The sequence below is a fragment of the Aeromonas sp. 2692-1 genome, assembly GCF_013085505.1.
Taxonomy (GTDB): Bacteria; Pseudomonadota; Gammaproteobacteria; order Enterobacterales; family Aeromonadaceae; genus Aeromonas; species Aeromonas hydrophila.
Genome location: NZ_CP038513.1, coordinates 3649294 through 3661341, shown reverse-complemented (window position 1 = coordinate 3661341; position 12048 = coordinate 3649294). Strand labels below are relative to the sequence as shown.

Here is a 12048-nt window from a genome sequence, read left to right as displayed (position 1 = left end):
TCTTTTAACGTTGACGGTCTTGCGCACGAAGTTTGAGTTGTTTGGACTGGATATGCAGGCTGGCACGCACCAGCAGTTCGCGGTCATCCTCGCGGATCCGTACATAGTCGAGCATCACGTGGGTGCCGTGCTCGCTCGGTTCCAGCTGCTTGACCTGGCCGTAGCAGTAGATGGCGGAGGCCTCTTCGCGCAGGAAGATCTTGAGCCGCACTATCTGGTGCAGGTGCGGCACCTCGCCGTGGCCCTGACGCGGATGCAGGTAGGTCAGCTGGCCGGCACCAAAGCGCAGGGTGTGAAAGCGATGTTCCGGATGATCCTGCACCGACAGCACATAGCCCATGATCATGTCGATCTTGCGCGACTGCTGGTTGATGATCTCCACCAGATCGTGCATCGAATCGTTCTGATTGCGGATCAGGCGGCTGGTCACCATGTCGATGGAGGTAATGGCGGAGGCGATGCGAAACGGTTCGGGCAGCTCGGCCTCCAGTGCTTCCAGCGAGGGCAGATGAAAGTCACCGGGCATGGGGATCACATTGACCGGTGTGGCATGGGTGACACTGAAGAACTGTTCCTGCATGGAGGCTATCCCTTGTTGTCATAGACGGTTTCCCTTTATTATCCGGTATCTTATTTTGTTGGCAATGTAGATATCCTTGAAGACTGGACTTTTTCAGCCACTGTCGCTGGCCATAGGCCTGCGTTATGCAGGCTCGCGACGCAGCAATCGCTTCGTTTCATTTATCTCCCTGTTTTCCACTTTCGGCATCGCCATCGGGGTCGCCGCCCTGATGGTGGTCATCTCGGTGATGAACGGTTTTGAAGGGCAGCTCAAGGGCCGCATCCTGGGGGTGATCCCCCATGTGGTGGTGACCAGCCCGGCGGGGCGCATCGATGCCGCGCCGCAGGGCCTACCCGACCTGGCCAGGCTGCCGCACGTGATTGCCCATGCCCCCATGCTCGACAGCGAAGGCATGCTGCAAAGCCCCGGTCAGCTCACCGGCGTCAGCGTGCAGGGCATCGATCCCGCCCAGTGGCCCAAGGACGACATCCTGCACGCTCAGATGCAGATGGGGCGTCTGGACAGCCTGCAGGCGGGCGAATACCACATAGTGCTGGGGCAGGGGGTGGCCAATCGCCTCAAGGTCTCCATGGGCGACCAGGTCCGTCTGATCCTGACCGAAGGCACCCGCTTTACCCCGTTTGGTCGAGTGCCGGCCCAGCGTCTCTTTACCGTCTCCGGCATCTTCGGGGTCGGTGCCGACGTGGACAGCCAGGTCGCCCTGATTGCGCTGGGGGATGCCCAGCGCATGCTGCGATTGCCTGCGGATCAGGTGGGCGGCATCCGCCTCTGGCTGGATGACCCCTTCGCCGCCGACGAGGTGGTGAAGACGGCGCTGCCGGACGGGCTGGAGTGGCAGGACTGGCGCCGCGAGCGCGGCGAGCTGTTCCAGGCGGTGGCCATGGAAAAGCGGATGATGGGGCTGATGCTGGTGCTGATCATCGCAGTCGCCACCTTCAACATCCTCTCCGCCCTGGTGATGGTGGTGACCGACAAGGAAGGGGAGGTGGCCATCCTGCGCACCATGGGCATGAGCGAGGCGGGCATCGTCAAGATCTTCATGGTGCTGGGAGCCTCCAGCGGGGTCATCGGCGCCCTGTTCGGCGGTCTGGCGGGACTGGCACTCTCCATGGGGCTCAACCCCTTGCTCGATGCGGTGGGGCTCAACCTCTACATGACGGCCGGCGGCTCGGGCCTGCCGGTCATCGTCGAACCCGCCCAGGTCGTGACCATTTTGCTGGGCGCCGTGCTGCTCAGCTTCAGCGCCACCCTCTACCCTGCGGCCCGTGCGGCCCGGGTCAAACCGGCCGAGGCGCTGCGTTATGAATAATTCATCTTCTGTTGTTACTGGTGCCGGTGTTGCTGCCGGCGCCGGCGTTGTTACAGGTGCAAGTGGAGCCTCCTTTATGAATCAATCCGTCTCCTGCGAGCCGCTGCTGCGCTGTCAGGCCCTCAACCATGTCTACAAAGAGGGCGATCTGGAGACCCAGGTACTCAAGGGCATCGACCTCAGTGTGGCGCCCGGCGAGATGCTGGCGGTGGTGGGCAGCTCGGGCTCCGGCAAGACCACCCTGCTGCACCTGATGGGGGCGCTCGACAACCCCTCCAGCGGCGCCGTGCTGTTCAAGGGGCAGGACATCCATCGCTGGGACAGCCGTACCCAGGCGAAGTTTCGCAACCAGGAACTGGGTTTCGTTTATCAGTTCCACCACCTGCTCTCCGAGTTCACAGCGCTGGAAAATGCTGCCATGCCGCTGCTGATCGCCGGTGAGTCGGTGAAGAGCGCGACCGACAAGGCGAGCCGGATGCTGGGGCGGGTAGGGCTCTCCCACCGTCTCAACCACAGACCGTCCGAGCTTTCCGGTGGCGAGCGCCAGCGGGTGGCCATCGCCCGAGCCCTGGTCAACGAGCCCAGTCTGGTGCTGGCGGACGAGCCCACCGGCAACCTGGATCACGCCAGCGCCACCGCCGTCTATGAGCTGCTCTGCGAGCTCAACCGCGAGCTCGGCACCGCGTTCGTGGTGGTGACCCACGATCTCAGCCTGGCAGCCAAGCTCCATCGCCGGGTGACCCTGGTGAGCGGCGTGATGGCGGAGGTCGCCTGATGTTCAAGCCGCTGCCCCTGTTTCTGGGCCTGCGTTATAGCCGCTCTCGCCGTCGCAACGGCTTCATCGCCTTTATCTCCGCCTCTTCCCTCATCGGTATCGCCCTCGGGGTGATGGCGCTGATCCTGGGACTCTCCGCCATGAACGGCTTTGAGCGGGAGCTTAAAAACCGGGTGCTCTCCGTGGTGCCTCACGGCGAGCTGATGGGGATGGAGGCACCGCTCCCCAACTGGCCCAAGCTACGGGACTACCTGCTGGCCCAGCCCGGAGTGGAGGCTGCCGCCCCGGTGATCCGGCTCGACGGCCTGCTGGAGTACGGCAGTGCCCTCAAGGGACTGCAGGTGCGCGCCGTGCTGCCGGAGCTCGAGGCCAATCTGTCTGACGCGGGCAACTACATGACGGGCCGCGGTCTGCGCGAGCTGGAAGCCGGCGAGCACGGCCTCATCCTCGGCAAGACCATCGCCGACAAGCTGGGGGTCAAGATAGGGGACACTGTCACCCTGCTGCTGCCTCAGGGTGGCGATGCCGCCGGCATCAAGAACCCGAAGCGCGAGTCTCTCACCGTGGTGGGGCTGCTCGAGATCGGTGGCCAGCTCGATGGGGTGCTCGGCTTCATGCATCTGGCGGATGCCCAGGCCATCACCGGCATGGGCAGCGCGGTGGAGGGCTTCAGCCTCAAGGTGAACGACGTGCTCAAGGCGCAGTCCATCACGGTGGCAGCCGCCCAGAAGTTCCCGCACTACGTCTACATCAGCAGCTGGATGAGCCGCCAGGGTTATCTCTATCAGGACATCCAGATGGTGCGCACCGTGATGTACGTGGTGATGCTGATGGTGGTGGCGGTGGCCTGTTTCAACATCGTCTCCACCCTGGTGATGGCGGTGAACGAGAAGCGCAGCGAGATCGCCATCTTGAAGACCATGGGGGCGAGCCCGGGTCAGATCCGGCTTACCTTCGTCATTCAGGGGATGGTGAACGGGGTGGCGGGTGCCTTGCTCGGCGCCCTGCTGGGCGGCCTGCTCTCCAGCAAGCTGACCCAGATCCTGGGTGTCATCGAGAAGCTCATTGGCCATCGCTTCCTCAACCCGGACATCTACTTCATCGACTTCCTGCCGACCGAGCTGCACATGCAGGACTTGCTCATCGTGACTGGCGCCGCCATCCTGATGAGCCTGCTGGCCACCCTCTACCCCGCCTGGCGGGCGAGCGGGCTGGTGCCGTCGCGCGAGTTGGGGCACTGATAGGCGGCATCTTGTCTGCTGATAAAAACGAAGGGCCCGCCGGTGCAAACCGGCGGGCCCTTCTGTTTTGAGGGGGGCTGGCTGGTTCAGTGGGCGTTGAGTTCATCCAGCGGCAGCGAGAAACTCGCCACGAAGATGTCGATGAAGTAGCGCATCTCGTCGCTCATCCGGGCCGCCAGCATCTGCTCGAGGCGCTTGCGCGCCGGCTCGAACTCCCGGTTGCCGGCATTGATCTCTTCGAGACACTTGGTATAGGCGCAGAGGGTGTCGGCATCCTTCACCAGTCTGGCCAGCTCGCCATCCTGGGCTGCAGAATCGAGCAGCGGGCGAAAATCCTCGATCAGCTCCGGCGGCAACATGCCCAGCAGGCGCTGCTCGGCGGCCAGCTCAATCTTCTTGTATTCGCGGGCAATCTCGGGATTGAAGTACTTGACCGGGGTGGGCAGATCGCCGGTCAGCACTTCGCTGCTGTCGTGGTAGAGGGCCATGACGGCGGCGCGATCGGCATCCACGCTGCCACCAAAGAGCCGGTTTTTGATAAGGCCGAGGGCGTGGGCCACCATGGCCACCTGCAGACTGTGCTCGGCGATGTTCTCGGGCTGGATGTTGCGCATCAGCGGCCAGCGGTAGATGAGCTTCATGCGGGCGAGATTGGCGAAGAAGTGGCTGGGCAGCATGGATGACCTCGAAGATGGCAATGAAAAAGGGCAGACCCTAGTCTGCCCTTTTTTACGGCTGGCGGCATCGCCTTCAGCGAATATAACGGCCTGATTCGGCCTCCTGATTGGTGACGATCATCTGGCCGATGGGGGCCAGGCTGATGAGCGCCAGCTTGAGGTGCTGGATGCCGAACGGGATGCCGACGATGGTGACGAAGCAGGCCAGCGCCGAGGCGATGTGGCCGATGGCCAGCCAGACCCCGATCAGTACGAACCAGATGATGTTGCCAATCAGCCCCATGGTGCCGGTACCCATGTCGCTCAGACCGGTCATGGTCTTGCGGTTGACCGCCTGCTTGCCGAACGGGAAGAAGGTGAAGGTGCCGATGACGAAGCAGGCGCGTCCCCAGGGGATCCCGATGAGGGAGATAAAACAGATCAGCCCGGCCAGCCACCAGGCCAGCCCCATGAAGACGCCTCCCAGTACGAACCAGAGCAGATTGAACAAGAAGCGGAAAAAGGCCATGTCGGTGACTCCAGACTTATCAAGATGGCTGCCACCATAACGAGCGATGGTCATGGACGCAATGGTTGAAGGGGTGGGGTGGACAATTTGGGTCGCAGGGGGCGAAAAGAGACCTCGATGGAGAGATATGAGGTGAAAAAGTAGGCTCTTGCACGAAAAAAGGTGAGCAAGTGCAAATTCTTGCGGCTTGTGTGCTTGAAGTCGGCTCCGCTATTCCCCATATAAGGGGCAGTTTGGCGGGAATTGTGCCATCCCCTGCCCGGTTGGGGGACGTGTGGCTCGACTCGATCAAAGTGCGCCGCTATAATGTCGCGTCATATTTTCTCATCACAAAGACAGTCGTTGTCTTTATAAACAGGAAGACTCCGGGCTTTGCCCAGGGGCAATAAAGGGTCAGCACGCAGTGCTGAGTTGAACGAGGTAGAAGAATGCAAGTTTCTGTAGAGACAACCCAGGGTCTGGAACGCCGTCTTACCATCACCGTACCGGCCGCTACCGTTGACGCCGCCGTGCGCAAAGAATTGAACGGCCTGGCCAAAACCCGTCGCATCGACGGTTTCCGTCCTGGCAAGGCTCCGGTTGCCATCATCAAGAAGATGTTCGGCGCCATGGCACATGCTCGCGTTGCTGACGAAATGATGCAGAGCAACTTCATCAAGGCCATCATCGAAAACAAACTGAGCCCGGCCGGTGCCCCGACCATGGATCCGAAAGAGATCCAGGAAGGTCAGGACTTCGAATTTACCGCGACCTTCGAAGTGTACCCCGAGTTTGAAGTGGCTGGCCTCGAGACCATCAAGGTCGAGAAGCCGGTTGCTACCGTGAAGGATGAAGATCTGGCCAACATGATCGACACCCTGCGCAAGCAGCACGCTACCTGGAGTGAAGTGGACGCCGCCGCTGCCGATGGCATGCGTGTGACCATGGACTTCGTCGGTTCCATCGACGGTGAAGAGTTCGACGGCGGCAAGGCCGAAGGCTTCAACCTGGTACTGGGTGCCGGTCGCATGATCCCGGGCTTCGAAGACGCCATCATGGGCAAGAAAGCAGGCGACGAGTTCACCATCGACGTGACCTTCCCGGCTGACTACCACGCTGAAAACCTGAAAGGCAAAGCTGCCAAGTTCGCTTCCAAGCTGAACAAGGTTGAAGAGCAGATCCTGCCTGAGCTGACCGAAGAGTTCGTCAAGCGTTTCGGCATCGAGAGCGGCAACGTTGAAGAGCTGAAAGCCGAAGTGCGCAAGAACATGGAGCGCGAACTGGCTCAAGCCCTGAAAAACAGCGTGAAAGAGCAGGTTCTGAACGGTCTGGTTGAAGCCAACCAGATCGATCTGCCGAAGGCTGCCGTTGCTCAGGAAATCGATGCCCTGCGTCAGCAGGCTCTGCAGCGTTTCGGCGGCTTCCAGGGCGGCAACGCTCCTGAACTGCCGGCCGAGCTGTTCCAGGGCCAGGCCGAGCGTCGTGTACGCGTAGGTCTGCTGCTGGGCGACGTGATCCGTACCAACGAGATCAAGGCTGATGAAGCGCGCGTCAACAGCATCATCGAATCCATGGCCACTGCCTACGAAGATCCGAAGGAAGTGATCGAGTACTACCAGAAGAACGAACAGATGCTGAACGGCGTTCGCAACCTGGCAGTTGAAGATCAAGCCATCGACCTGATCCTGTCCAAGGCCCAGGTGACCGAGAAGGAAGTTGCATTTGACGAAGTGATCAACAAGTCCGGTGCCGCTGCCTAAGAACATTTGACTTAAGGTCAAGACTGTTAAGTATAATGGCTCGTGTGATCTCCACTCGGGCCATTTTATTTTAGGGACAATGCCTTATGTACAAGAACTATAACGATGTGACTGAATCCCCACGCAATGCGCTCATCCCGATGGTGGTAGAGCAAACCGCGAAAGGGGAGCGTTCCTACGACATCTATTCTCGTCTGCTGAAGGAGCGGGTGATCTTCCTGACCGGTCAGGTTGAAGATCACATGGCGAATCTGGTGGTGGCTCAGCTGCTGTTCCTGGAGTCTGAAAATCCGGATCAGGACATCAGCATCTACATCAACTCTCCGGGTGGGGCCGTCACGGCCGGTATGTCCATTTATGACACCATGCAGTTCATCAAGCCGGACGTCAGCACGGTCTGCATGGGGCAGGCCTGCTCCATGGGTGCCTTCCTGCTGGCCGGTGGTGCCAAGGGCAAGCGTTTCTGCCTGCCCAATGCCCGCGTGATGATCCACCAGCCGCTGGGCGGTTTCCAGGGCCAGGCATCTGATATCCAGATCCATGCCCAGGAGATCCTGAAGATCAAGAATACCCTGAACGAGCGTCTGGCCTTCCATACCGGTCAGGACATGGCCACCATCGAGCGTGACACCGACCGTGACAACTTCATGTCGGCCGAGCAGGCCGTGGCCTATGGTCTGGTTGACGGTGTCCTGAGCCGCCGCGGCTGAGCCACGAGCTAGCCCGTATCATCGTCGAAGGCATCATCTGGTTTGATGATGCCCTCAATCGGCAGATCAGGCATGGGCAGGGTGTTCCGGACTGTTGTAAACTCAACAGGACAATCCATCCTCTATTGATAAAACGAGGTTGCTGAATGACAGAAAAACGCAAGGGTGAGGGTGATAAGCTGCTCTACTGCTCTTTTTGCGGCAAAAGCCAGCATGAAGTGCGCAAGCTGATCGCTGGCCCTTCCGTCTACATATGTGATGAGTGTGTCGAGCTGTGCAACGACATCATCCGCGAAGAGATCCGTGAGATCTCCCCCAAGCGCGATGGTAGCGAGCTGCCGACCCCTCATGAAATCCGCGCTCATCTGGATGACTATGTGATCGGGCAGGAGTACGCCAAGAAGGTGCTGGCGGTAGCCGTCTACAACCACTACAAGCGGCTGCGCAGCGGCAGCGAGTCCGGTGGTGTGGAGCTGGGCAAATCCAACATCCTGCTGATCGGTCCGACCGGTAGCGGCAAGACTCTGCTGGCTGAAACCCTGGCTCGTCTGCTGGACGTTCCCTTCACCATGGCCGACGCCACCACCCTGACCGAAGCCGGTTATGTGGGCGAGGACGTGGAGAACATCATCCAGAAGCTGCTGCAAAAGTGCGACTACGACGTAGAGAAGGCCCAGCGTGGCATCGTCTACATCGACGAGATCGACAAGATCTCCCGCAAGTCGGACAACCCCTCCATCACCCGCGACGTGTCCGGGGAAGGGGTGCAGCAGGCCCTGCTCAAGCTGATCGAAGGGACCATCGCTTCCGTGCCGCCGCAAGGTGGTCGCAAGCACCCGCAGCAGGAGTTCTTGCAGGTTGATACCTCCAAGATCCTGTTCATCTGCGGTGGCGCCTTTGCCGGTCTGGACAAGGTGATCGAGCAGCGCTCCGTCAAGGGCACCGGCATCGGCTTTGGTGCCGAGGTCAAGTCCAAGAGTGCCAAGGCGACTTTGAGCGAGAGCTTTGCCAAGGTGGAGCCGGAAGATCTGATCAAATACGGTCTGATCCCCGAGTTCATCGGTCGTCTGCCGGTGGTAGCGACCCTGACCGAGCTGGACGAGGCTGCCCTCATCCAGATCCTGAAAGAGCCGAAGAACGCGCTGACCAAGCAGTATGCCGCGCTGTTCGATCTGGAAGGGGTGGAACTGGAGTTTCGTGACGACGCGTTGAACGCCATTGCCCGCAAGGCGATGGAGCGTAAAACCGGCGCCCGCGGTCTGCGTTCCATCGTGGAAGCCGTGCTGCTCGATACCATGTATGACCTGCCGTCGCTGGACGGTGTCAGCAAGGTGGTGATCGACGAAACCGTGATCAAGGGGGACTCCGCGCCCTTGATGATCTACGAAAATCCCGAGACCCAGGCCGCCGCATCAGAGTAAATGTCTGATTTTTAATCAAATGAAAGGGGCTTTTTGCCCCTTTCATGCTTTTTGCGGTTTCGGCGATTGAATCTCATCTAAGCGCCCCCATATACTCAGCCAAGCGCTTTGCCAACGGTATAACAAGCCGAGAGGACATATATGAACCTAGAGCGTTCAGAACGCATCGAGATTCCCGTCCTGCCTCTTCGTGACGTGGTGGTTTACCCCCACATGGTCATTCCACTCTTTGTGGGGCGGGAAAAATCCATTCGCTGTCTGGAAGCGGCCATGGAGCAGGACAAGAAAGTTCTGCTGGTGGCCCAGAAGGATGCGTCAACCGATGAGCCGACGGTGGAAGAGATCTTCTCCGTCGGGACAGTGGCCAATATTCTACAGATGCTCAAGCTGCCCGATGGCACCGTCAAGGTGCTGGTGGAAGGGGGCCAGCGTGCCCGTCTTGAGCGGATGATCGACGACCGGGACTTCTTCGTTGGCGAGGCGCAGTACATCGCCTCCAAAGCGATTGAGGAGAAGGACCAGGATGTGCTGGTGCGCTCCGCCATCGGTCAGTTCGAAGGCTATATCAAGCTCAACAAGAAGATCCCGCCCGAGGTGCTCACCTCGATTTCGGCGATCGACGATGCGGCGCGCCTGGCCGATACCATGGCCGCCCACATGCCGCTCAAGCTCGAAGACAAGCAGAAGGTGCTGGAAATCGCCTCCGTGTCCGAGCGCATCGAGTTTCTGATGGCCATGATGGAGTCGGAGATTGACCTGCTGCAGGTCGAGAAACGCATCCGCTCCCGGGTCAAGAAGCAGATGGAGAAGAGCCAGCGCGAGTACTATCTCAACGAGCAGATGAAGGCCATCCAGAAAGAGTTGGGTGAGCTGGAAGACAGTCCGGATGAGTTCGAAGCCCTCAATCGCAAGATTGAAGAGGCCGGCATGCCGGAAGATGCCCGTGAGAAGGCGCAGGCCGAGCTCGCCAAGCTGAAGATGATGTCGCCCATGTCGGCCGAGGCCACCGTGGTGCGCAGCTACGTCGACTGGATGGTGCAGGTGCCGTGGAAGGCGCGCTCCAAGGTCAAGAAAGACCTGGGCAAGGCGCAAGAGGTGCTAGATGCCGATCACTATGGCCTGGAGAAGGTCAAGGATCGCATTCTCGAGTATCTGGCGGTGCAGGCGCGCGTCAACAAGCTCAAGGGACCGATCCTCTGTCTGGTAGGGCCTCCCGGCGTGGGCAAGACCTCGCTCGGCCAGTCCATCGCCAAGGCGACCGGTCGCAAATACGTGCGCATGGCGCTCGGCGGGGTGCGTGACGAAGCGGAGATCCGCGGTCACCGTCGTACCTATATCGGTTCCATGCCCGGCAAGCTCATCCAGAAGATGGCGAAAGTCGGCGTGAAGAACCCGCTGTTCCTGCTCGATGAAATCGACAAGATGAGCTCGGACATGCGTGGCGATCCCGCTTCAGCCTTGCTGGAAGTGCTGGATCCCGAGCAGAACAACAGCTTCAACGATCACTATCTGGAAGTGGATTATGACCTGTCGGACGTGATGTTCGTGGCCACCTCCAACTCCATGAACATCCCGGGTCCGCTGCTGGACCGGATGGAAGTGATCCGCCTCTCCGGTTACACCGAAGATGAGAAGCTCAACATCGCCAAGCAGCACCTGGTCTCCAAGCAGATCCAACGCAACGGCCTGAAAGAGTCCGAGATCACCATCGAGGATTCCGCTCTGGTCGGGGTGATCCGCTACTACACCCGCGAGGCGGGGGTGCGTAGCCTGGAGCGTGAGATCTCCAAGATTTGTCGCAAAGCGGTCAAGCGCATCCTGCTGGACAAGAGCATCAAGCATGTTCAGGTCAATCAGGCCAACCTCAAGGAGTTCCTCGGGGTGCAGCGCTTTGACTACGGCAAGGCCACCGATCAGAACCAGGTGGGCCAGGTATGTGGTCTGGCGTGGACCGAAGTGGGGGGCGATCTGCTCACCATCGAGACCACCAATATGCCGGGCAAGGGCAAGCTCACCTACACAGGTTCCCTCGGGGATGTGATGCAGGAGTCCATCCAGGCCGCCATGACGGTAGTTCGGGCCCGTGCCGAGAAGCTGCGCATCAATGCCGACTTCTACGAGAAGCGCGATATCCACGTGCACGTACCGGAAGGGGCGACCCCGAAAGACGGTCCGAGCGCCGGTATCGCCATGTGTACTGCCCTGGTCTCCAGCTTGACCGGTAATCCGGTTCGTGCTGATGTGGCCATGACGGGGGAGATCACCCTGCGCGGCGAAGTGCTGCCGATTGGCGGTCTCAAAGAGAAGCTGCTGGCTGCCCATCGCGGTGGTATCAAGCGGGTGCTGATCCCGAAAGAGAACGAGCGTGACCTCGAGGAGATCCCGGACAACGTCAAACAAGACCTTGAAATCTATCCGGTTCGCTGGATTGACGAGGTGCTGGAACTGGCGTTGCAGGACAATCCACAAGGGTTTGAGCGCGTTTCTGTCGTGTAAATGTTGATGCGCCGCAAATTTGGCGCATTCGGGGGTGGTTAAGGCTTGCATGCGCCGGATAACGGAAGTAGCCTTGACCACCGATCGGGTACTCATGATGAGTCGCAATGCGTGATGTGGCGCGGGTTTGCGCTAGATTGTCACTTGCAACTGATCAGGAGGCTTGCTATAAAACCTCCACTTGTTGTGGCCAGGGAAATCGGCGCCGCAGCGATGTTCGATAAAAGGGGAATATAAGAGTGAATAAATCTCAACTGATTGACAAGATTGCAGACGGTGCTGATATCTCCAAAGCCGCTGCTGGCCGTGCGCTGGATGCTTTCATTGACGCCGTGGGTGAAGCCCTGAAAGAGGGTGACCAGGTTGCTCTGGTAGGTTTCGGTACTTTCGCCGTGCGCGAGCGTGCTGCCCGTTCTGGCCGTAACCCGCAAACTGGCGCGACCATCGAAATCGCCGCTGGTAAAGTTCCTGCCTTCAAAGCCGGTAAGGCCCTGAAAGACGCTGTCAACTAAGTCGGGCGCTGATATCACATCGGCCACCGTCCTTGGTCACAGACCAGACAAGTGAGAGGGCTCTCCCTCATACTGAT

11 protein-coding genes are annotated in these 12048 nt (G+C 59.7%); 8 read left to right on the top strand and 3 right to left on the bottom strand.

Annotation, left to right across the window (positions count from 1 at the left end; translation table 11 throughout):
- Window positions 1-4: 4 nt before the first annotated feature.
- Window positions 5-580, bottom strand: coding sequence for a hypothetical protein (locus E5E97_RS17220; RefSeq protein WP_011705874.1), 576 nt, complete (start codon window positions 578-580; stop codon window positions 5-7).
- A gap of 76 nt (window positions 581-656) precedes the next feature.
- Between E5E97_RS17220 and E5E97_RS17215 the strand changes: the two genes are divergently transcribed.
- The 3 genes from E5E97_RS17215 (at window position 657) to lolE (ending at window position 3908) form a co-directional block, all read left to right on the top strand.
- Window positions 657-1892: a lipoprotein-releasing ABC transporter permease subunit gene (locus E5E97_RS17215; protein WP_016350916.1), complete on the top strand. Its 1236-nt coding sequence runs from the start codon at window positions 657-659 to the stop codon at window positions 1890-1892.
- A 76-nt stretch (window positions 1893-1968) separates the two neighbouring features.
- The gene (gene lolD, locus E5E97_RS17210; protein ID WP_020480138.1) at window positions 1969-2667 is read left to right on the top strand and encodes a lipoprotein-releasing ABC transporter ATP-binding protein LolD; all 699 of its coding nucleotides are present in this window, start codon (window positions 1969-1971) and stop codon (window positions 2665-2667) included.
- The gene (lolE, locus tag E5E97_RS17205; protein WP_118881119.1) at window positions 2667-3908 is read left to right on the top strand and encodes a lipoprotein-releasing ABC transporter permease subunit LolE; all 1242 of its coding nucleotides are present in this window, start codon (window positions 2667-2669) and stop codon (window positions 3906-3908) included. Before lolD ends, lolE begins: the two co-directional genes overlap by 1 nt.
- A gap of 86 nt (window positions 3909-3994) precedes the next feature.
- On the opposite strand, the gene yfbR is transcribed toward lolE, so the two are convergent.
- Both yfbR and E5E97_RS17195 read right to left on the bottom strand, forming a co-directional pair.
- Complete coding sequence (gene yfbR, locus E5E97_RS17200; protein WP_024943965.1) at window positions 3995-4585, bottom strand: 5'-deoxynucleotidase; 591 nt, start codon at window positions 4583-4585, stop codon at window positions 3995-3997.
- Window positions 4586-4658: 73 nt separating this feature from the next.
- The gene (locus E5E97_RS17195; protein ID WP_024943964.1) at window positions 4659-5093 is read right to left on the bottom strand and encodes a YccF domain-containing protein; all 435 of its coding nucleotides are present in this window, start codon (window positions 5091-5093) and stop codon (window positions 4659-4661) included.
- A 428-nt stretch (window positions 5094-5521) separates the two neighbouring features.
- On the opposite strand from E5E97_RS17195, the gene tig reads away from it, so the two are divergent.
- The 5 genes from tig to hupB all read left to right on the top strand — a co-directional run bounded on the left by tig (window position 5522) and on the right by hupB (window position 11971).
- Window positions 5522-6832 (top strand): trigger factor, encoded by a 1311-nt coding sequence (gene tig, locus E5E97_RS17190; RefSeq protein ID WP_016350912.1) that lies wholly within the window; start codon window positions 5522-5524, stop codon window positions 6830-6832.
- 86 nt (window positions 6833-6918) lie between these two features.
- Entirely contained in the window at window positions 6919-7542 is a 624-nt protein-coding gene (gene clpP / locus E5E97_RS17185) for an ATP-dependent Clp endopeptidase proteolytic subunit ClpP (protein ID WP_005301526.1), read from the top strand.
- Between the two features lie 146 nt (window positions 7543-7688).
- Window positions 7689-8963, top strand: a complete 1275-nt coding sequence (gene clpX, locus E5E97_RS17180; RefSeq protein WP_005301524.1) for an ATP-dependent protease ATP-binding subunit ClpX — start codon at window positions 7689-7691, stop codon at window positions 8961-8963.
- A gap of 141 nt (window positions 8964-9104) precedes the next feature.
- On the top strand, window positions 9105-11459 hold the full coding sequence (gene lon, locus E5E97_RS17175; protein WP_011705882.1) for an endopeptidase La: 2355 nt from the start codon (window positions 9105-9107) through the stop codon (window positions 11457-11459).
- Between the two features lie 239 nt (window positions 11460-11698).
- Complete coding sequence (gene hupB / locus E5E97_RS17170; RefSeq protein ID WP_005315375.1) at window positions 11699-11971, top strand: nucleoid-associated protein HU-beta; 273 nt, start codon at window positions 11699-11701, stop codon at window positions 11969-11971.
- The last annotated feature ends 77 nt before the right edge of the window (window positions 11972-12048 follow it).